This window comes from bacterium (assembly GCA_023145965.1).
GTDB lineage: Bacteria > UBP14 > UBA6098 > UBA6098 > UBA6098 > UBA6098.
In genome coordinates this window covers 39,370-61,692 of sequence record JAGLDC010000042.1, presented here as the reverse complement: position 1 = coordinate 61,692, position 22,323 = coordinate 39,370, and the positions used below count along the sequence as shown (strand labels likewise).

The following is a 22,323-nucleotide window of genomic DNA, read 5'->3' as shown; positions in this document are numbered from 1 at the left end:
TAAAAGAGCTGGTGGATTTTAACCGGCTTCGCATGCGGCTTGGCTTTGCTCTCAAAATATACCGCTGTCTTTTTATTCATGGGCTTTGGATTATATCTAATATCCACAAAAAAGGGAAGGAGACACCTTTTAACTCCATGGCCCTATCTGGGTTTACTGGCCTCAATCGTAGCTTTCTTACCACAGATTATATGGAACGCTCAAAACGAATGGGCAAGTTTCACCTTCCAATCCACACGAAGAGCGAGCGAACTTTCGAGATGGCGATTGGACCTCTTTGGCGGAATGGTAGTATCGCAGTTGCTGGTGGTCAGTCCTGTTTTGTTTGTCGGAGTGGTTTGGGCCTCGTTCAAAGGAATATTCCCTCGCCGAAATCCCTATCAGAATAAGGATATTAACAATTCGGAATCTAGAAACCATAAACCAATAATCGATAACCGATACCTCTATTTATCCTGTTTCGCCCTATTGACATTACTTTTCTTCTCGTTTGTTGCACTCCGATATTGGGTAAAAATGAACTGGCTTGCGCCAGCATATATATCAGGACTTATCCTATTTGTTGGACTCATTCTCCAAAGGAAACGCGGGATAAAAATCCTGAAATGGGCCGCAACTATAGCAATATTTGAAACCCTAGCTTTATACATTCTAGTGCTTACACCATTCATCCCCATGAGCGGCGAGGCATCATATTGGGAGGGCTGGCGCGAACTTGCATCGGCTGTAGATTCCATTCGAAACGAAATGCCCGATGAGCCTTTTATTGCAGGATGGGGCTATAAAGTCCCTTCAGAACTTCGATTCTATCTCGAAGGCAAACCGGAAACACATTCAAACGAAATCCTCGGCCAGCATGGCTTAAATTACAGCTATTGGACCGAAATCGACTCCTTGATAGGGAAAAATTGTATCTTTGTAGCCGATGCACGAGAGCCTTTCAGGGAAGAAGCCCTCATTGAAAAATATTTCACAAAGGTGGAAGGCCCGGATACACTGAGACCTCTTCGTGCAGGCAAACCGACCACTACATTTAGAGTCTGGAGATGCTTTGGCTATACCGGTTCGTGAATATTTCCGCCGAGGATGGAAATTTGGAATCGTGGGTATCTTCGGCTTCATTGTGAATCAGGGATTCTTGATGCTATTGGTCGGTGTGGCCGGCATGCAAACGTGGTCGGGAAGCGCAATTGCTATCGAGCTTTCGATTATCGGAAACTGGTTCATTAACGATTCATGGACATGGCGAGATCGTAGAAATGCAAATCGCATTAAACGCCTAATGAGATACAATCTCTCGGCTGGATTCACAGCCTACGGTGTCAATTACCCAATCCTGCTAATTCTAAGCAGTCAATTGGGTATTAACTATGCTATAGCCAACATTATCGGCGTCGGATTTGCCTCGCTCGCAAATTTTTTAATAAACCACCATTGGACTTACGCCAAAGCGGAGACCTAATTGGCGAAAAAACCAGAGAATAAAAAGAAACACAAACGAAAAGGGGTTATAGTTCTTCTCATAGCCCTGGGGCTGATATTGCTTTTCGCCTTAAGCGTATATATTTTAACGATATGGACACCTCTTCAAAAACTCGCCTTGAAAAAGACCTTGAGATTCCTAAAAATCGAAGCCGAAATCGATTTTGATAACCTAGATTTTTGGTTGAATTACATCTATATTAACAATCTCGAATTTTCAATGAAAGATGGCAGTTTATCCATCGAATTGGATTCTCTACAAGCTTGGTTCTCCATAGAAAATATGGCAGTTAGCCGCCTTGCTATCTGGAATCCTTCGATAAAAATTGGCGAATCCAAAAATCCCTCAACTCCACAGAATAAAAATGGTAAAAGCAGTTCTAATAAGATTAAGAATTTCACAATAGATACACTTAATATCTCGAATGGGTATTTCTATACCGATGGTTTCTCCTTAGAAAATTTCAGCTATCTGGGTTCGATGGGCTATTCCGATAAACGGATAGAGCTTAATATCGATTCCGTGGGGGCCTTACTTCCGGGAAGAGGCCGCCTTATTCAAGCTGCTGGAGAGCTGACCTTCGATGAAATACTGGAGATGGATATTAATCTTATCTTGGCCCGAAGCTCGCTCGATGTTAAAGGCCAAATTTCCAGCTTCGATCCATTCGAATGGCATTTCATCGCCGGTGGGGAAAAAGTCGATTTAGTCGAGATCGACTCAATCCTTGGATTAGGTTTTCTTGTGGGACACGGCAAAGTACGCATTGACCTCTCAGGTGGCGATGATTACATCGAGGGTAATGTTTACATCGACGGCGAGATTTTTGATATTCCAGCCCAAAAAACCTCGACTAGACTCATTTTTAAAGACCAAAAACTCTCGCTTCCAAATATACATGGCGGCGCCTGGGGCGCACAGGTATCGGCAAGCGTGTCGCTCGATTTTTCCGAAAAGGGAAAAAACGGCATTGGGCTTTCTATCGATGGAACAGCACAGGGATTCAACCTCAATGCCTTTATACCCGATGGAAGCCTCCCAACAAGCCTAACAGGAAAAACCAAAATTGACGGCCGAATCATGGATGGTGCGGTCGAACTTTTAATTCATAGCAGCCTTGCCGATGGTTCTATACTAAATTATCCTTTTAATGAAGCCGCTGGAAGCCTCTTCGTTTCTGAAGATTCAGTTAGATTTTATCCTGGATTCGAGGTTCTTTCTGGTGGAAATTTCTTCTCCTTGGGTGGAGTTATTGTATTCGATGATGAGATTTACATCGAATTCGGTCTATGGGCACGGGACGTTTCGAAAATCGCAGGATGGTTTGGTCTTCAGGATGTCATTGGCGGAAGACTCCGACTCGAAAATGGCAAGATATTGGGTGATATTAATCACCCTATTCTTAGCCTCGATATTATGAGTGACTCCCTTGTAACAGCTTTTTTTCAACACGACCATCTATCTGGAGATGTCACACTCTACGATATCGCCAAAAATATACACGGCGATATATACCTTCTTAGCGAGGGCGCTATCGGGCCACTCGGTTATGACTCGCTTCTTACAAATGTCGAGATCCATGGCAACCGCTACTATGTTAAACCTCTTCGCATGTGGGGTGACACGCTTTCCGTGAAAGGTATAGCGGAAATCTTCTCTGAAGATGACTCCATGGGCATTCAAATCGAAGGTTTGGATCTCGTATTTATCGAGCAGCCAGTAATTCTGGATTCGGCCTTCACCATCAGCCTTGTGAATGATAAAATAACATCCTCTCCAATACTCGCTCAAACCATGGGCGGGGAATTAATTGTGAAAGACCTCCATGGAACCGCCGATAATTTCTCCTTCAATGCCGTCCTTGAAAACCTTCAATTCGAAAAATTAGGCAAAATAATTGGAAGCACCGGTATTGAAGGGAATATTGGAGGATCAATGCTTTTCTCCTCGGGGAATGGAGGAACTGGCAATTTCAAACTCAATATCGAGGATTTCACGACCAGCGGTCTTCGGTGGGATGAAGCAAAAATCGAGGGCTTTCTCAATGCAGGCATTCTCACTATCGAACCATTGCTTGTCTCTCGTAAAACAGAAAGATATGTTATGAATGGAACCGTCGACCTGAAAGCCGAAAAAATCCCTTTCTCGATGGAGATTCATGGAAAGGGCGAAAGAGTCGAGGCATTACCTCCATTCGTCTGGGAGGTGGATTCCATAGTCGGACCCTTCGATATCACCGTTTCAGCTAGCGGCAATAAAGACTCCCTTTTCATGGAGGGCGGCTTCAATTGGCGTAAAGGAACACTCGGATTGCGCGATATGGCCGATCCTATAGAAAATATGAATGTGCAACTAACCCTCGATGGCGACAATATTAGCATCGATTCATTGTCCGGTATGATCGGTGCGCTTCCAATCGAAAGTAAATCAATATGGGAAAGAGTTAAGAGACTTTTTACAAAGAATCGAAAACAATATGGGACCTTTTCCGCTAGAGGTAATGTCGATATATCCAATCCAACTAATCCTAAACCAAACATTAACTTCAAGGCAAAGGCACTCCCTTTAAACTTCCCGGAGGATGGAATTTTCGCCCGACTAAACGCGGATATCGATCTAATTTCGGATAAAAAGATGCGAATCGATGGTCGAATCGATGTCGATTATGCAAACATAGTTAAGCTCGAAACCGGAGGTGGAAACGGAGGATCTGGCGAAATACCGTTAGACCTAAATATCGTCTTAAACCTTCCAAGAAATATAAATATCAATACTACATTACTCGAATCAGAAATCAGCGGCAAAGTAAATATACTCACAGAAAATAACCAACTCGCCCTTTACGGCGACCTCAGTGTAATTCGAGGTAAAGTTTTCTTTTATGGGCAAACCTTTAGAATAGAGGAAGGCTCGATAGGTTTTAGAACCTTCAAGGGGATAAATCCAACGATGGACATCATCGCTATCTCGCGAGTAGGGCAGACAAGAATCGTCATTCATGTTACAGGTGAGCTAGAAACCCCTACTATTTCGCTTTATGCCGAAGATCAAGACGGCAGCCGTTTGCCTTACGATCAACGGCAAATTATATCTATTCTGGCATTCCGGACTGAGGGCGGCTCAACTGACTCGACCGGTTTTCAGGTATCCGATCTCATCGAAGAAAGGCTTCCTCAAGTCGTCCAGAGTTATATTTCCCGAGAATTTGAAAATGTCGCCAGAACCACTCTCGGCGTGGAAACCTTCGAATTTGAGCCATCCGACGAAAATGTCTTCGATTTCTCGCAGGCTAATGTAACAATCGGAAAATATCTCACCGATAAAATATACTTAAAATACACTCGTTCGCTTTCCTTCGATGAAAACTCGGAGGATATAATAAACCTCCAATATCGCATTACCGATGTAATATCCATTGAAGCTCAAAGAGAAACAGGTCCCGAGGCAAAAGAAAACTATAGACTCGATTTAAAATTCAAATGGGAATATTAAAAAAAAGCTTGATCCTTTTCTTTTCGATTTGCTGGGCTATATTTGCCCAGCCGAGGGTTTGCGCTATAGCCGTTTTCGATAACGACCATATCGCGGAATGGAAAATCAAAAAGCTGATACGAACTAGAGAATCTCCGTGGTATCATAAGATAATCGGTAAAAAGGAACTGTTCAAATCACGGCAACTAGAAAAAGACCTCAAGATAATCGAGAACTATTATCGTTCCGCAGGTTATCTCGATGTCGCTGTCAATGCCAATGCTCACTTTGGCGAAGATAACGATTGTATTTATATTAATATTTTTATCGATGAAGGTAAACAATATTTTCTCGGCAGACTGGAGTTAGCCGGTATTATACCGTCATATATTCAAAATGATGAAACGCTCGATATTGCCAACTCTAAAATCGGCGAGCATGTCGATCCCCAAATGCTTCAGTCTGATCTATTTAGAATCAAGCAACATATCAGGGAAATGGGATACCCTTATGTCACTGTCAAATTGGATATGAACAAATCCTCGGAAGACAGTGTCGAGGTTATATATGAAGTAGACTTCGGAGAATATGCATATTTTGGAACTACACAAATAACAGGAATCAACCTTACCAAACCCTATGTGGTCGAACGGGAATTGAAGATAGTCTTTTCACGCCCATATAACATCGAGTATGTAACCAAAACCAGAGAATCACTATATGGAACGGGACTGTTTTCTGCGGTGGCTATAGAACCTGAGAATTTTAACGAGCAACCGGAAACCCTGGACTATAATATTACACTCGTTGAAAAACCACCCCGATGGACAACATTTTCAATAGGGACTGGAAGCGACGCGGAGTATGATTTTATCACAGAATTCGCCGCTGTATGGGGACACAGAAACCTCTTCGGCTCAGGGAGGGAGTTTTCAATCGAGCTAATATCGGATTGGAAACTTGATACCGAAAAAGAAAATTTTTCCGAGATAATAAAACACTGGTCTAATCTCAATAATAGAATAGAGTTTAAATATACTGAACCATATATATTTAACCGGAAAATTCCCGTAACATTGAACCCCTATTACGAACCCGCAAACTCCGTTAAAATCCCACAATATACGATACAACTTATCGGTGTTAGCATAAGCGGGGAATACAAACCAAGCCAAAATAAATCACATACTGTATATACAATATTCGAGATAGCCGACATCTACGATATCAACGATCCGGAAGCCCAAGAAATAATATTTCAAAATGAAGGACAATACTTCACTCGTAGCATCGGATATAATCTGGTCAACGATAAGCGCGATAATCTCCTGGTCCCGACAGAAGGTTCATACTTCATTGGCCAAAGCGAAATGGCCGGCTATTTCCTCGGTGGCGATAAACATTATAACAAGTTAGTGCTCGATTTCAGAAAATACCTGAGCTTCAGGGATAGATATATTCTCGCAATGCGAGCCAAAAGCTCGGTTTTAGGTAACTGGCGTAACAATGAGTATGTTCTTATACACGACAGGTTTTTCATGGGCGGGGCAAACTCAGTGCGGGGTTGGAAAGAACGATCCATTGGACCAATTTCCCAAAATGGCGATCCCCTTGGAGGTAAACTAGCGATGCTAGGCAATATCGAATGTAGAATGCCTCTGGTTTGGCATTTATGGGGACATGTTTTTTTGGATGCGGGTAATGTATGGAGCCACGCAGAGGCTTTTACTATTACCGATTTCAAAACAAGCATTGGCTGGGGAATAGCTATCATCACTCCGGTGGGGCCGGTGAGATTCGATTACGGTTATCAGGTTTTCAATAAAGAGGAAAAACCACCAAATAGCAATTGGCATCTTGCGCTCATGTATCTATTCTAATGAACAAATTAGATATCAGCTTCGTTGTAGATGTTATGCTTGGGCGACTTGCGCGCTGGCTAAGGCTTTTAGGATACAGTGTTTATTACGATAGATTCGGTGAAGATTCAGCATTATTGGCGCGTGCTATCTCGGGAAAAAGTATCCTGCTGACTCGCGATCACCAGCTCGCGGACAGGGCTAGTCAATCAGGCTTTCTACTGGAATCGGATGACTTTCGCGAGCAACTGGCTACAGTAATAAAAAAATTCAACCTCGAATTGAAACTGTTCGGCGATATCTGCCCGCTCTGCGGAGGAAGAATCGCGCAAGTGCCAAAGGAAACAGTCGAGGGCGAGGTTCCTGAATATACATACGCAACTCACGAGGTGTTCAAAAAATGCCAGGCTTGCGAAAATATATATTGGTCAGGCAGTCACAGAGAATTGGCCATCGAACAATTGAAAGAAATATTTATGCCTTTTCAAGAGGGAAATAATGAAATTAAAGGCAATTCATAACTGGGATGTCACAATCGAGGAAGCTAAGGCAATTCAATTACAGCTTGCCCCTAAAGTCCTAGCTAAAGGTGGGCCTTCCATAAAGGATATCAACTTTATCGCCGGATGCGATGTGGCTTTCGATATAAAAAACAAGATCGCCTATGGCTCCTTGGTACTCATGTCCTATCCCGACCTAGAAATCCTTTCGACTATTTCCGGAGAGGCTTCGCTGAGATTCCCATATATTCCGGGATTTCTTACTTTCCGTGAGATGGAAGTCCTTCTTAAGCTCTTTAAAAAGCTAGAAATAATTCCCGATGTAGTTTTAGCCGATGGACAAGGTATAGCCCATCCAAGAGGAATTGGCTTGGCCAGCCACCTCGGCCTGTTCCTAGACATCCCGACTATAGGTTGCGCAAAAAGCAGACTCGTAGGCACTTGGGAGGAAGTCGGCCCTAACAAAGGTGACAACTCGCCACTTATTTATAAATCGAAAGAGATCGGAAAGGTCTTGAGAACTCGCGACAATGTAAAACCAATATTCGTCTCGCCGGGACATCTTATTTCAATCGAAAATGCAAGCAGAATTGCCCTATCTGCCACAACAAAGTATCGAATACCCGAGCCTACAAGGCAGGCCGACAAAATGGTTGCAAAATATAAAAATGAGGTGTTGTGCGATTGACTAGCAAATTAATGATTCCGCTTTTTGCGGGAAAGAACCCTCTCGACGAGGCGAGTCCAAATCTCACTTACCTCGCTAATAGATAGTATCTTTGAAAATAAAAGAAAAACCGTAAAGTAAACCGCGCTTGGTATAACCAATCGCAACAACTTGGTCAGTATGGGGATAGCGGTATTGATTTGTGATGAGAAATCCACTATAAAAAGCCAAGCTGTCAAAGCGCTGAGTATTCCCGCAATAAGAACGCGTATCATGTTAGACAATATCGGCCGCACCTTGAATTCGGGAAGTTGCTTCTTGAGGTAATATAAAAACAAAAAAGTATTGAATATCCCTGTGATACTCGTTCCCAATGCAAGCCCCCCATGGTCGAAATAATACATGAATATCATGCTGAGTTCGATATTCACTATTACTCCGGTCGCAGTTATCAGAACCGGAATAAGGGTGTTTTTTAGAGCGTAAAATCCCTGGGTAAGGCCTCGCGTTAAACCGAAAAATGGAAGCCCAACCATGTAACAAGCAAGGGCTAACGAGACCATAGGCGTAGAACGTGCAGCATCGAAGCTCCCACGCTCGAAAAGCAGTGAGACGACCTCCGTCCGAAGAGTAATTGCTGCTAGCGCAATAGGAACTAAAAGCGCAAATATCGTCCTTACTGTGTAGGATAAAAGCCTCGCAAGCTCATCGCGCTCTTTTAAGGCAGCAGAGACGGATAAACTCGGCAGAGTAGCGGTAGCAATCGCATATCCAATCAATCCCAAAGGAAGGAATAGTAAACGGTTTGCATAGGTTAAAGAGCTTACACTTCCACCGGGAAGAAGCGATGCAAGAAAAACATCGGCAAAGTAATTTATCTGATACGATGCAAGCGCCAGGAGGCTTGGAAGAAGAAGCACTCCTACCTCGATTAGGTCACGCATCTGAGATTTTATCGACCACGAAAATTTCCATCCGAGTTTATTTATCCAGATGAATTGCCAGAGGAACTGGAAGAAACTTCCTAGGACAACGAAAACCGCAACCACCTGTATTCGAGCGGATTCAGGAGAAAAAACATAACCCGCTATTACGACGCCTATTAGCCATAGCAGATTCATAAAAGCCGGTGCAACCGAGCTTATAAAAAAACGCCTTCTCGCGTTGAGTATTGCTTGGCAGTACGCCGCAAGTCCCATAAAACCGGCATAACCAAAAAGGATACGCACGAGTTTGACCGCAAGAAACCTCCTTTGTGGATCATCTTGCCAACCGACAACAATGATGCTTATCAATTGAGGAGCAAAGATTATACCTAGAGAACATATAATGATAAGACAAGCTATCAGCGTGCTTAACACTGCCGAGGCCAATTTATATGCGACTTCGGGACCCTCCTTTTGCTCGACCTCGGTGAGTTTCGGAAGAAAAGCGGCAGAAAGAGCACCTTCACCAACTAAATTTCTAAGGAGATTGGGAAACCGAAAAGCCACTGAAAAGGCATCGGCAGCAACACCAGTACCGAATACCGCCGCCATCGCGACCTCGCGAAGCAGACCAAATATCCGTGAAACGAGCGTCCCGAGACTTACCCAGAATGCGGATACTGCGATTTTCCTTCGTTCATCCATAAACTTAAGGATAAAACACTATGAAACAAAATGCACGAAAAAAATTATTGGCCATATGTTTCAGCCCTCGAAAAAAGTCTAACAGCTCTAGGCTGCTCGATATTGCGCTGCAAAAAGCTGAGAATGAAAATATCGAAATTATTCGTTATAACCTTTCTGAGTTTCGAATCGATCCGTGTAATGCCTGCGAAATCTGCTACGATGGCTCGCCCTGCCCTATTCGAGACGACATGACACCGATCTACGAACATCTCGCCACCGCTAATGGCCTTTTTATTTCAACACCGGTCTATTTCTACAATGTCCCTGCATGCGCCAAAGCCCTTATTGACAGATGTCAAGTTTTTTGGGCACGAAAGTATCTTCTTGCAGAAAGGTTGCCAACGAGACCGTGCGCCATAATCGAAATAGCCGCCTCGGGCGGAAATCGAGTATTCGACGGAATTAACTTGACAATAAAGTATTTCCTCGATAGTATCTCTATCTATATGCCTAAACCGCTTGCGCTCAGGCATATAGATTGTATTCAAGAGGATTTAAGCACCGAGGCCCTGAATTCCGCCTCGGTCTACGGAGAAGCATTCTTATCTAGATTTATTACAAAGGAGTAACCATGAGAATAGATAAAGTCCGCAAAATGATTAAAACCAAGCACCTCGATGCCGCACTTATAACCGATAGAACTAATATCCGTTTTCTATGTGGCTATTCAGGCTCGAACGGCCTTCTTCTTATAACACCCAATAAAACCATTTTTTTTACTGATTTCAGATACAAGACTCAAGCCCCACAAGAAGTTAAAGGCGCTGAGATAATCTTTCCAAAAATGGGAATATCTCTTTATGAGGAACTCGCCGAAAGACCTGAGATTAAGACTTTATCGAATATCGGTTTTGAAAAATCACTTCCATATTTTGCGCTCGAAATCCTTAAAAACATATTGCCAGCAAAAATCGAGTGGCGCCCCATGGAGGATTTCCTTTCCAAAATGCGAGCCGTTAAAAATCCGCAAGAGATAGACAAAATCCGTGAAGCTGTCAGAGCTGCCGAAACCGGCCTGAAAGCAACACTTCCCCATTTAAAACCGGGAATTGTCGAAAGGGATTTCGCTGCGGAACTCGAATACAACATGAGAAAAGCTGGCGCCGAAAAAAATTCCTTCGATACAATAGTAGTCAGCGGCCTACGAAGCGCAATTGTTCACGGTATAGCCGCCGATAAGGTCATCGAAGCCGGTGATTTCGTTACTATAGATTACGGCGCCTTTGTCGATGGCTGGGCTAGCGACATCACAAGAACATTCATAATGGGCGAACCAACAGCCAAACAAAGAGAGATATACGAATTAGTATATAGCGCTCAAGCCAGCGCAATAAAAGCCGCACGAGCAGGCATCAGCGGAATGAAACTCGACAAGATAGCACGCGACATCATCGATAGCGCCGGATATGCCGAGTTCTTCGGACATGGACTGGGACACGGACTGGGACTTCTCGTGCACGATAGCCCGCGTGTAAGCTCGCGAGCAGAAAACATTTTGCCAGTAAACTCGATAATTACTATCGAACCGGGAATATACATTCCCGAATTTGGAGGTGTCCGTATCGAAGACGATGTCCTCATCTTGGAAGATGGTTGTGAAGTCTTAACAAGCCTGCCCAAACGCATTGAAGAAATAATAATTGAATAGATTTGTTTCAGGTATTATTATGCTAAATTGAAAAATATAACTGTTTATTAATTCATATCTAAAAAGTGCTATTAAACTGAGAGCTAAAACCCAGATAACACAACAAATAGAAACCTGATCGGAGTCGGGAATGTCAAATAAAGCCAATTATACTATTAGTTTACTTTCTAAAAGATGAAAAATAAACCGCGCATATATGCACATATTGATCTCGCTATCGTTATTTTGGGCCTATTTGTCTTTTTAATCGCACCATCAGCATTCTGGATATCACTTGCTCTATGGGCACTAGCCTTTATCACAGGAATAATCGCGCTTATTCTCAACGGAAGAATTTTTCCAAACACCGAACAGATGCTCGGCCATGACCCCTATGGGCTCGACCTGCTAGGTTATATCGAAGTATACGTTTCGTTTGTTCCGGCCATCGTTGCCATCTCAATGATTATTTACAAATATATTCTTCTTAACAGGATGTAATTTTGGCAATGATTGTCCAGAAATATGGTGGCTCTAGCGTTGCAGATAAAGATCACATTATTAATGTCGCAAGGCGCGTTGCCGAACGAAAGAAAAAAGGGGACGACATGGCTGTTGTGGTTTCCGCAATGGCCAATACAACCGACAATCTTATAAAACTTGCATTGGATTTGGATAAAAATCCGCCAGAACGCGAATTCGATATGTTGCTTACAGCCGGCGAGAGAATAAGCATGGCGTTATTATCTATTGCTATCCAAAAATTCGGTTTGCGAGCCGTGAGTTTCACCGGAAGCCAGAGCGGCATAATCACCGATGACGACCACACGAGGGCGCGCATCATCGATGTTCGCCCAACACGCATCATAGAAACAATAAACTCCGGTGCAATAGCCATAGTAGCCGGTTTCCAAGGGGTTTCAGGGAAAAAAGAAGTTACTACACTTGGGCGCGGTGGCTCAGATACAACTGCAGTTGCGCTTGGTGTCGCGCTCGGTGCCGAAATTTGCGAAATTTATACAGATGTTAAAGGCGTATTCTCCGCCGACCCAAAAAAGATTGAATCCGCACGACAAATAGACAAACTTACTTTCGAGGAAGCACTTGACCTGGCATATTTCGGTGCAAATGTAGTCCATTCAAGAGCGGTCGAATTGGCCAGAGTTTCTAAAATGCCGTTAATCATTGCATCGAGTCTCCTAAACAAGAAAGGGACACTTATCATGGAAAAAATCCAAGGGATGGAACGCCCGAGATTTGTAGGTCTCTCTCGTAGGGACGATATTTGTCTCTGCAATGTCGAATTGGATGATTATAAATTGGTTAGCGAATTGATGGAATCAATTGAAAAAGGGCGTATGAGAATTGGTTTTCCGCGAATCCGGAAAATTCAGAACGCCTGGAGTGTTAATTTTTGGGCCGAGGAAAAAGACCTAGAACGCCTAAAAATACTCAAAACAAAATTTGGCATCGAGATTGACTCGAATGTCTGCCTTATGGGGCTGGTCGGAGAGGAAATCGCTCAACGACCGGGAGTTATTGCAGAACTTCTGGTTTTCCTCGAAAAAATTGGAGTAAGGCCTTTCTTGATCGAATCCTCTCAGGTTAGTATAGCCATGATAATGCAAAACTCCTGTGGCACCGAGATAGAAAAAGCTATTCACGATAGATTCATCAGGGGGGAAGCCTTTTGAGAATCGACGAAATCAAACTCGTCATCGTAGGCGCTACAGGCCTTGTAGGGAACAAGGTTTTGGAAATAATGACCGAACGCGAAATTTCCCCCGCAAAAATCGAATTCGTAGCTTCGGAAAGATCGTCTGGAAAGACTATTATTTACAATGGCAAAGAGTCGCGAGTCATCACACTCGATGAAGCCATAAAAAAAAGGTTCGATATTGCTATCTTTGCCGCAGGATCAAAGGTCTCAATAAAATGGGCACCCCGTTTCGCAGAAAATGGCAGCATTGTGATAGATAAATCCAGTGCCTGGCGAACCGACCCAAAATGCCCATTAGTCGTGCCCCAGGTGAATCCCGAGGCTTTAGATGATATTCCAAAAAAAATCGTGGCAAGCCCTAATTGCAGCACTTCGGGACTCGTTATTGCACTCAAACCGATCCTAGCTAGATTTGGAATACCTCAATATATTTTTGTGGCAACTTATCAATCTGTTTCCGGTGCAGGCAAACGCGGCAATTACGCTCTCCAAAAACAACGCAAAGGCGACACTTGCACCGGCATCTTTGAAAAAAGCATTTTCGATAATGTCATCCCAATTATAGGCGAAATAGACGAGTTTGGTTTTAATATCGAAGAAACCAAACTCGTTGCGGAAACACGCAAAATTCTCGGTGCGCCGGAGCTAAACATCACCGCTACAGCCGTGCGCATCCCAATTATGCTCTCCCACTCTGAGGCGGTTACTCTGGTTTTCGACTCTCCCACCCCAGCAGCCGAAGCAATAAAAAATCTCACGACAGCCCCCGGCCTAAAATTAATCCAAATTCCAGATTACCCAACACCACTCGAGGCCGCAGATATCGACGACGTTCTCGTGGGTAGAATCAGAAACACACCCTCAAATCTCAATATTCTGAGCATGTTTATTTCTTTTGATAATTTAAGAAGAGGCGCCGCAAGTAATGCGGTCGATTTAATGGAGGTTATGGCCAGAAAACTTTAAATCGTGTCCGGTCTTTTCGCCCGCATTCTATCGCGAACACGCCAAAAAATAACAGCGCCCGCTACAGCGATAAAATAAAGTACCACCATCACTTGAAGTTCCAAATCACCGATTATGGTAAAAATAGCCGGTAACAAAGAAAATAATAACCAAACTAACCATTCAAACATAATTACCTCCAGTTCGAGAAAAAATAAGTGAGATGATCTAAAAGTCAAGGAGATATTTTGAAGAATAATAATCATACTGATTTTAAAAGGCCCGATTGGGACTCATATTTCATGCTTATGGCCGAATTAGTTGCCACACGCTCGACCTGCCTTAGGCGAAAAGTCGGGGCGATATTGGTGCGAGACAAACACATTCTAGCCACCGGTTACAATGGAGCACCGCAAGGCCTTCGTCATTGCTCGGAGGTAGGATGTCTTCGCGAAAAACTGGGAGTGCCAAGCGGCGAGAGACACGAGCTTTGTAGGGGCATCCATGCCGAACAGAATACAATAATTCAGGCTGCTCTTTTCGGGGTGAGCACCCGAGGCTCGGTGCTCTATTGCACAACCAAACCATGTATCATTTGCACAAAAATGCTAATTAACGCTGGAATAAAGCGCTTTGTCGTATCAGAATTATATAACGACAACCTCGCGGATAGCTTCACGAAAGAAGCCGGCATAATAGTCGATTATCTTCCATTGAAGGATTGTAGAACGAATGAAGATTAAAGAACTAATATTCCCTATATTCGCATTCATACTATTATCTATGGCTTGCAATTTCGGCGATACGAGAAACATACGTATGACCGTCGATGGAGACGAGATATCCGCTGAAAATGCTCAAATAGCTATTTCTCAAATAGGCTCAGAGAGTTTTTATGTTCTCCTCGCTACAAAAAGACCGGAAATAAAAATCGTTTGGGAAACACGATTTAAAGACATCGAGCGTTGGCGTGGAATGAAAATCCGTGCCAAAAAATTCCGAGCTGTTTACAGCAATAATAATGTCAGTTTCGAAGAACCTGACCTCGGGATTATTGTCGAAATAACCGACGTCGACGGCACATTCGTTTCTGGTAAGATATCCGGTTCGGTTGGTGTAGGTGCTGGGACACACAGGGTCAGCAATGGAACCTTCCGCGCACCAGCCTCTTTCTGGAAGAGATAAGGTTTTTTGGTTGCGTTTAAGCCGTTATAAAGCTATTCTATAGAAATTTGTAATCAAGCTATCAAAAGAATCGGCTACTACGGCGCTTCTATTCGATTCTCATTCCCGGAAATTAAGGGAAGTAAAATATTTGGAATAATAAATCGCTAACGCAGAAATAACATGAATAGTGCACATAAAGCGCAATAATTCGAAGCGAGGATATAGATGAAATTTCCATTGAAATGGCTACTCGAACTTTGTCCATATGATGCCACACCCGATAAGATCGCTGACCTTCTTACCTTCAGCGGCTCCGAGGTTGAGGATATTCAAAACTTCTCTTCTCGCATCTCTGATGTTTTGGTCGGCCAAATCAAAAACATCGAGGAAAATACGCCTCTTCCCGGTATGTCCAAATGCTCTGTGGATTATGGCTCGGAAATCCCGGCGGTTGTCTTATCCAGAGCACCAGGAATTCGTATCGGTGCAAAATATCCATTTGCACCCCTGGGAGCACGACTTTTCGATGGTAAAACTATTGGTATTGTCGAATTCGAAGGCGTGAAATCCGAGGGGATGCTCTGCTCGGGTGTCGAGATCGGTCTTGGCAATCCAAAAGACAACCTTCTCGAACTACACGAATCCTCCCCTATAGGCGGCGATATCCTAGCGCTTCTCGGATGGGACGACCATATTTTCGAATTGGAGATAACCCCAAACCGCCCAGATTGTTATGGACTTCTTTCTCTCGCACGCGAGCTCTCTGCTCTTACTGGTCAGCCTATTATCGATAAAAGAAATCTTCCTCCTCAAACAGGTGAAGAGGCCTCGAATTTCATCAAAATAATCCTCGAGGATAGTTTCGGTTGTCCTCGATACGGCGCGCGAATTGTCGAAAATATCAAAATAGGGCCTTCACCGCTATCAATGATGGGGAGACTGTTCAGTTGCGGTATTCGACCTATAAATAATGTCGTCGATGCCACAAATTATGTCATGATGTTTCTGTCTCAACCGCTTCATGCCTTCGATCTTGACCGCCTGGAATCTGACACCATAATTGTCAGGTCTGCGCGCGATGGCGAGGTGTTTACTACACTTGATGGTGGAAAGCGAACGCTTAATAAAAATAACCTGATGATAGCCACACAGGATAGAGCTGTCGCTATTGCAGGAGTTATGGGTGGATTCGATAGCGAGGTTACACCAAATACCAAGCGTATTCTCATCGAATCGGCATATTTTAATCCTAGGAGGATAAGAATTTCTTCACGAAAGCTGGCTCTGGTATCCGAAAGCTCTACACGCTTCGAGCGTGGAGTCGATCCCAACGGCATAGCTCGCGCTGCCGACGAATGCGCTGCAATTATCAGCGAAACTGCTGGTGGCTCTGTCCGAAGAGGCATAGTGGATGAATACCCGGAACCGATCGAACCGCTTCAAATCAAGCTTTCACCTAAAAAAGTTAAATCTGTAATCGGTGTAGATATTCCAGAGAAAAGCTATACCCCACAGCTTAATGCCCTCGGTTTCGAAAAAATCGCAAAGGGCTGGATAATTCCAACATACCGACCCGATGTGACCAGAGAGATCGACCTTGTGGAGGAAGTAGGCCGACTGTATGGTTATGATACTCTGGAGGCAACCCTCGCCGGCGCGGGGCCAATACCCGCACATAAAAGCCCAGAAAATATAACATCCAATAAGATCGGCGCAATGCTCAGAGGTATGGGTTTCGACGAAATCATGTCCGATAGCATGGGGCGTGAAAGCGATTATAAATCCTTTTTAACGAGTGAAATTGTAAAACTGCGAAATCCCATCTCCAATGATTTCGCGGTAATGAGACCCATGCTTATCCCGGGCTTACTGCGAATTGCAGGCTATAACATCAACAGAGAATCCGACTCGATCCACATCTATGAGATAGACAAGGTCTATTATAAAAATAAAAATGAATTCGCCGAACAAAATAAAATCGCTTTTCTTATAGGAGGAGTGGTTGCACCCGAGGATTGGAGTGGCATCTCGCGAAATGTGGATTTCTTCGATCTTAAAGGCGTGGTCGAACAACTCCTCGAATACTTCGATGTGGATTATTCGATAGGCGAGAAACCGGTTTCCGGTTTAGATGAAGGTAAGTCCTTCGTAGTTTCGTTCGAGGGTGGCAAGGCCGGTTTCGCGGGCATGGTAGCACCGAAGATCGCTTCGAAATGGGACATCGAGATGCCGATCTTCGCAGCGGAATTACCGCTTGCGGCCTTCATCTTCGCGAGAGATAGGATAAAGCAGTATCGCGGGATTCCCCGCTTCCCCTCGACCCGGCGCGATGTCGCGCTTATCGTGGATAAATCTGTGCCGGCAGGGGAGATACTTAAATTCGCGAGAGATAACTTCCCTACTAAACTAGAGAAAGCCTTCATTTTCGATATCTATGAAGACACAAGTATAGGCAAGGAAAAAAAATCCGTCGGCGTCGCGACTATATTCCGCGACCTCGACGAGACTATAACCGACACTGTGGCTAACGAGCTTCATCAAGCGCTAGTAAATGGCCTTGTCGAGCGGTTTTGTGCGACAATTAGAAATTAGTTTTTTCTCAAACTCGATGAAATTGAAAGGATAATATGTCATTACTTATTGTTGGTTCCGTAGCTTTAGATACTGTTTCCACTCCAGATGGTAAAATCGACGATGCATTGGGCGGTAGCGCTACCTATTTCTCCATCGCCGCGAGGCTTTTTGGGCCACCGGTTAATATTGTCGCTGTGGTCGGTGAGGATTTTCCTAAGAAGCATGTCGAAATGCTTCTCGGTAAAGGTGTTAACATCGATGGACTTCAAATTACAAAGGGAAAAACCTTCCGTTGGGCCGGCGAATACGACGAGAACTTCGGTGATCCCGAAACCTTGGATACCCAACTTAATGTTTTCGAGTTCTTTTCACCCGTGCTTCCAAAACACTATTGCGGAAGCAAATTCGTTTTTCTCGGCAATATAGACCCAACACTTCAGGGCAAGGTTGTTGACCAGATTCATTCACCTTCGTTAATAGCCGCAGATACAATGAATTTCTGGATAGAGGGAAAACTGGAGGAATTGAAAAAACTCATCGCTCGCGTAGATCTGCTGGTCATCAATGCTATGGAAGTTAGGCTGCTCTCAGACGAACGCAACATACTCGCCGGCGCACGGAAAGTGCTTTCCATGGGACCTAAGATACTCGTTATTAAACGCGGTGAATTCGGTTCTATGCTAATAACTCAGGATGAACTGTTTATCCTACCCGCCTATCCTATAGAGGTCGTCAAAGACCCCACCGGCGCAGGGGACAGCTTCGCGGGTGGATTCATGGGTTTTCTTGCTTCGCGTGGTCGAGTCAATATCGAAGAGCTAAAAGGCGCCCTTGTTGCAGGCACAGTTGTTGCAAGCTTTAATGTAGAAGGCTTTAGTCTCGAAAAACTCACCAGTGTTACTATGCAAGATATTGAAAATAGAATGCAACACTTTCGCAAGATAACTGACTTTACAGTTCCTGAAATATTAGGTGATTAGATACAGAAAAAGCTTGACATAGGAAGGTCTATCGACGGTTTCCTCCAATGGACACAAATCGACAAAGGTCTATCGGACAACACAAACGAAGCATACTCAAGAGACCTTCGCGATTTCGCCGAATGGCTCGATGCAAATGGGATAGGCGATCTCGCCCAAGTAACACCAATTATCATAGCCAATCATGTCCGTGCGCTATCGGATATAGGGATGTCATCGAGGTCCCTCGCACGCAAGATGAGTAGTATTCGAGGGCTTTTTAAATATTGCATCTCAGAAGGCATCCTTAAAAAAGACCCCACCGAAGGTCTAAGGCTTCCCAAGATGCCATCTTTGCTTCCTGAGATACTGAGCTTTCAAGACATAGAGAAAATCCTCGATAAAGTAAAACTCGAACATCCAAAAGGACTGGGCATCAGGGATAGGGCAATACTGGAAACCCTTTACGGCACGGGCGCGCGCGAGTCAGAAATTATCGGCATGGAGACTGCGGATGTTTATGAGGATATAGCCTTTGTTAGGCTTTTTGGTAAGGGCAAGAAAGAGCGCCTTGTGCCAATAAACGATTCCGCTCTTTATTGGATAGATAGATATAGGCGCGATTCGCGCCCTAAATTAAAGAAAACCAATCGAACGCCAATTTTATTTTTAAATTGCCGTGGGGGAAAACTAAGCAGAATGGGCCTATATAAGATAGTCCGAAAATGGGCTGAAGCCGCTGGAATAGAAGGGGTTCATCCACATATGTTCCGGCACTCTTTCGCAACTCATCTTATAGAAGGCGGCGCTGACCTTAGGTCGGTTCAAGAAATGTTGGGTCACGAAGATATAAGCACAACACAGATATATACAAATATTGGAAAAGATTATCTCCACGCAGTGTATCACAAATTCCACCCGAGAGGTTAAGATGATGAAGTGGAAGCTATATATAATAACACTATTTATTGCAGTGTCTTCGATTTGGGCACAAGGAATGCCCACGGAAAACCTGGGTAAGCCCATTTTCCACAACAATATCTATTTTTCGCCATCGGAGAGCCTCCCCTTCGCCGATGTCGAGGTTTATATCACTATACCGAATTCAGGGCTTCAATTTATAAAACGCGACGATGTCTATCGCTCTTATTTCGATATCCTCATCGCACTCTACAAAGAGGATAGGCTTATCGCAAAAGACCGACGGCGCGACTCGAGCGAAGTTGCCGAATACAACGCCACCGATTCGCGAGAAAGCGCTAATCCGGTTCCTTTTTGTATTAAGAATATAATATCAGACGAATATCGGCTATTTATTTCGGTGACAGATTTAGAATCTGATGAAAAATTTATCAAAGAGGCTGAAATAGAGGTTCCAGCTTTTTCTGCGGATTCTATACCGCTATTCGGTTCAATAATTCTGGTCAACAAAGAAGGGATTTTTATCCCCGGCGAGTATTATCCTCCGGGAGATTCTATCTATTTTAGAGTGTCCTTTTACACATCTAAAACAGACAATTATTCTCTTATCAATGATATAGTAAGCGATGACTCTGTTTATTTCGCGGATACAATCCTTGATGTAGCTGGTTCGATAAAAATAGATAGTTCACTACCAATTCCTGATGGACTTTCGCGATTCACATTGCGAATGCGCCTTATCGAAGATTTTTTAATTAGAAGCGAACGGAAAAAGGATATTCTCGTAGCCACACTGAGGTATAAAAACTACGCCAAAGATAACGAAGAACTCGTTGCTCAACTGAGCCTTATCGAACGAGGGTCTGAATTGAAGTCCATCAGAAAAGCTCTCGAAGATACACCAGAAATAGTGGATAGTCTTATCGAGCTTTTTTGGGCGGTAAAGGATCCAACCCCAAACACCAAACTTAACGAGTTTCGCGAAGAATTTTATCGTAGAATAGCTATTGCAAATATTCGTTTCAGGAGTTCGAGAACCGGTTGGAAATCGGATAGAGGTAGAATATACATAATTTATGGCGAACCCAATGATACCGAAAGCCATCCTTTCGATTTGGACAATAGAGCATATGAGATATGGTATTATTATAGCCCGAAAAGAACCTTCTATTTTGAGGATAGATGGGGCGATGGCACTTATGAACTTGTGAGGCAAGAATGATGAAAAAAAATGGACACGCACTCGTGCTGTTAATTGTATTGCTTATAATTTCTAGCAATATTTGGGCGATAATCGATGGTTTCTCCCTCGATGTTATTTCTTTCGGTGGTGCAGAGAAAAATTCTATTACAGAAATTGTATGGTCGATTAATCGTGGTAATCTCGCTTTCGAGAGGCTTGATTCGGTCTGGGCCGATACGGTATTATTCGATATAGAGATTTTCTCAAAAAATAAGCTTATCGATTCAATATATTTGAAGAGGATTATTCAAATACCACGCGGTGAAATGGTCAGCCGTGATTACCTGCTATTCGACAAATATTCCGTAGCTCTTGAACCAAGTGAATATAAAGTGGTTTTCGTCGCAACAGATTTGGGAGATGGAGACACAAATTCGTTGACGACCGAATTTGAAGTAAAAGCACTTAAAACAGAACTTTCTATGTCCGATATATCATTACTTACCAACGTATCGAGGGACAGCCTCGAAGGGCCATTCACCACAAATGGTTTGAAAATGCTCCCTAATCCCGCAAAGGCTTTTGGAACATCGTTTCCCACAATGTATTTTTACCTCGAAATATATGGTTTATCAAAAAACGATACAATCGATGTGTCCTATTCGGTTTTTGATACCTCTGGAAATCTGGTAAAAGAATTCAATATCGATCCCAAGGTATCGAAGGACAAATCGCTACCGATACTGAACGGTTTGAACGTTATTGGTTTTCCAGAAGGTGCATATAAACTGGATGTTAAGGCAATAAACAGAAAGAAAAAACTAACTTCAATATCGAGTAAATCTTTTTCGGTGATAAAAACCAAGCTAGAACCACCGAACATAGTATATCGACCCGACACAACAGATATCGAAACCGAATATAAATATATTAGTTATTTAATATCCACTAGCGAAAAAAAATTCTATAAGAAATTAAGTATAGAAGGCAAAGCCGAATTCCTGCTTCGTTGGTGGGAAAACCGTGATCCTGATCTGCGAACGCCTGAGAACGAATTCCGTCAAACAGTAATAAATAGATGGATTTTTGCCAATTCTACTTTTAAAGAAGGCGGAGATGGTGCTGGATGGCTAACCGATAGAGGAAGAATATATATTCTCTATGGATCACCGGATAATATCGAAAAAAGCGAATTTGTTATGGAAAGCAATCCATGGGAACAATGGGATTATTTTGCTCTCCAGGGGGGTGTATATTTTATCTTCACCGATGAGCTCGGCATAGGAAGATATAGACTCGCGCACTCAACCGCCAATGGCGAGATCTTCAACACATCCTGGCTTAATGAATTGAAAAATCCACACGACACCTCTCGGGAAATTGAGATAAAATAAACTTATTCAAGCAAAGGCCGGTCGGCACACACTATGCCGCATGATTTTGTTTTCGGCTTCCCTGTTTTTCGCCGAGTTATCGAGCTTCCGGCGACTACGTCACACCGGTTTAAAAGCATATTTAGTAATTCGGTGCCGACCGGCCTATAACCAATAATTATTTGAAAAACTTCAAATTTA

19 protein-coding genes and 1 pseudogene are annotated in these 22,323 nt (G+C 43.4%); 18 read left to right on the top strand and 2 right to left on the bottom strand.

Annotated features, from left to right (window positions below; translation table 11 throughout):
- Positions 1-6 precede the first annotated feature (6 nt).
- The 6 genes and pseudogenes from KAH81_05085 (at position 7) to nfi (ending at position 8,001) form a co-directional block, all read left to right on the top strand.
- A pseudogene (locus tag KAH81_05085) lies at positions 7-1,071 on the top strand (glycosyltransferase family 39 protein).
- Positions 1,052-1,462 (top strand): GtrA family protein, encoded by a 411-nt coding sequence (locus tag KAH81_05080; GenBank protein MCK5833029.1) that lies wholly within the window; start codon positions 1,052-1,054, stop codon positions 1,460-1,462. Before KAH81_05085 ends, KAH81_05080 begins: the two are co-directional and overlap by 20 nt.
- Positions 1,463-4,975 carry a translocation/assembly module TamB gene (locus KAH81_05075; protein ID MCK5833028.1) on the top strand — a complete coding sequence of 1,171 codons (3,513 nt, stop codon included), beginning with the start codon at positions 1,463-1,465 and terminating at the stop codon, positions 4,973-4,975.
- Positions 4,963-6,834: a BamA/TamA family outer membrane protein gene (locus KAH81_05070; protein ID MCK5833027.1), complete on the top strand. Its 1,872-nt coding sequence runs from the start codon at positions 4,963-4,965 to the stop codon at positions 6,832-6,834. The genes KAH81_05075 and KAH81_05070 overlap by 13 nt, the downstream gene beginning before the upstream one ends.
- Positions 6,834-7,334, top strand: coding sequence for a Mut7-C RNAse domain-containing protein (locus tag KAH81_05065; GenBank protein MCK5833026.1), 501 nt, complete (start codon positions 6,834-6,836; stop codon positions 7,332-7,334). The genes KAH81_05070 and KAH81_05065 overlap by 1 nt, the downstream gene beginning before the upstream one ends.
- Entirely contained in the window at positions 7,312-8,001 is a 690-nt protein-coding gene (gene nfi, locus KAH81_05060; GenBank protein MCK5833025.1) for a deoxyribonuclease V, read from the top strand. Before KAH81_05065 ends, nfi begins: the two co-directional genes overlap by 23 nt.
- Before the next feature lie 8 nt (positions 8,002-8,009).
- Here the strand turns inward: nfi and murJ are convergent, their stop codons facing one another.
- A complete protein-coding gene (gene murJ / locus KAH81_05055) occupies positions 8,010-9,611 on the bottom strand; it encodes a murein biosynthesis integral membrane protein MurJ (GenBank protein ID MCK5833024.1) in 1,602 nt (533 codons plus the stop codon).
- Positions 9,612-9,631: 20 nt separating this feature from the next.
- On the opposite strand from murJ, the gene KAH81_05050 reads away from it, so the two are divergent.
- The 5 genes from KAH81_05050 (at position 9,632) to KAH81_05030 (ending at position 13,966) form a co-directional block, all read left to right on the top strand.
- Positions 9,632-10,222, top strand: a complete 591-nt coding sequence (locus KAH81_05050) for a flavodoxin family protein (GenBank protein ID MCK5833023.1) — start codon at positions 9,632-9,634, stop codon at positions 10,220-10,222.
- 2 nt (positions 10,223-10,224) lie between these two features.
- Complete coding sequence (locus KAH81_05045) at positions 10,225-11,301, top strand: aminopeptidase P family protein (protein MCK5833022.1); 1,077 nt, start codon at positions 10,225-10,227, stop codon at positions 11,299-11,301.
- A 174-nt stretch (positions 11,302-11,475) separates the two neighbouring features.
- On the top strand, positions 11,476-11,781 hold the full coding sequence (locus tag KAH81_05040) for a hypothetical protein (protein MCK5833021.1): 306 nt from the start codon (positions 11,476-11,478) through the stop codon (positions 11,779-11,781).
- A gap of 2 nt (positions 11,782-11,783) precedes the next feature.
- Positions 11,784-12,974 carry an aspartate kinase gene (locus KAH81_05035; protein MCK5833020.1) on the top strand — a complete coding sequence of 397 codons (1,191 nt, stop codon included), beginning with the start codon at positions 11,784-11,786 and terminating at the stop codon, positions 12,972-12,974.
- Positions 12,971-13,966, top strand: coding sequence for an aspartate-semialdehyde dehydrogenase (locus KAH81_05030; protein ID MCK5833019.1), 996 nt, complete (start codon positions 12,971-12,973; stop codon positions 13,964-13,966). Before KAH81_05035 ends, KAH81_05030 begins: the two co-directional genes overlap by 4 nt.
- Here KAH81_05030 and KAH81_05025 read toward each other — a convergent pair.
- The gene (locus KAH81_05025) at positions 13,963-14,136 is read right to left on the bottom strand and encodes a hypothetical protein (GenBank protein ID MCK5833018.1); all 174 of its coding nucleotides are present in this window, start codon (positions 14,134-14,136) and stop codon (positions 13,963-13,965) included. The two genes, KAH81_05030 and KAH81_05025, sit on opposite strands and share 4 nt — an antisense overlap.
- Positions 14,137-14,247: 111 nt before the next feature.
- On the opposite strand from KAH81_05025, the gene KAH81_05020 reads away from it, so the two are divergent.
- From KAH81_05020 to KAH81_04990, 7 genes are all read left to right on the top strand, one after another.
- Positions 14,248-14,688, top strand: a complete 441-nt coding sequence (locus tag KAH81_05020) for a cytidine/deoxycytidylate deaminase family protein (GenBank protein MCK5833017.1) — start codon at positions 14,248-14,250, stop codon at positions 14,686-14,688.
- The gene (locus KAH81_05015; GenBank protein MCK5833016.1) at positions 14,678-15,130 is read left to right on the top strand and encodes a hypothetical protein; all 453 of its coding nucleotides are present in this window, start codon (positions 14,678-14,680) and stop codon (positions 15,128-15,130) included. Before KAH81_05020 ends, KAH81_05015 begins: the two co-directional genes overlap by 11 nt.
- A gap of 207 nt (positions 15,131-15,337) precedes the next feature.
- Positions 15,338-17,704 (top strand): phenylalanine--tRNA ligase subunit beta, encoded by a 2,367-nt coding sequence (locus tag KAH81_05010; GenBank protein ID MCK5833015.1) that lies wholly within the window; start codon positions 15,338-15,340, stop codon positions 17,702-17,704.
- Positions 17,705-17,739: 35 nt separating this feature from the next.
- Entirely contained in the window at positions 17,740-18,666 is a 927-nt protein-coding gene (locus tag KAH81_05005) for a sugar kinase (GenBank protein MCK5833014.1), read from the top strand.
- Positions 18,667-19,575, top strand: a complete 909-nt coding sequence (gene xerD / locus KAH81_05000; protein ID MCK5833013.1) for a site-specific tyrosine recombinase XerD — start codon at positions 18,667-18,669, stop codon at positions 19,573-19,575.
- Positions 19,576-20,296: 721 nt separating this feature from the next.
- Positions 20,297-20,788: a GWxTD domain-containing protein gene (locus KAH81_04995; protein ID MCK5833012.1), complete on the top strand. Its 492-nt coding sequence runs from the start codon at positions 20,297-20,299 to the stop codon at positions 20,786-20,788.
- Positions 20,785-22,143, top strand: coding sequence for a GWxTD domain-containing protein (locus tag KAH81_04990; GenBank protein MCK5833011.1), 1,359 nt, complete (start codon positions 20,785-20,787; stop codon positions 22,141-22,143). Before KAH81_04995 ends, KAH81_04990 begins: the two co-directional genes overlap by 4 nt.
- Positions 22,144-22,323: the final 180 nt, after the last annotated feature.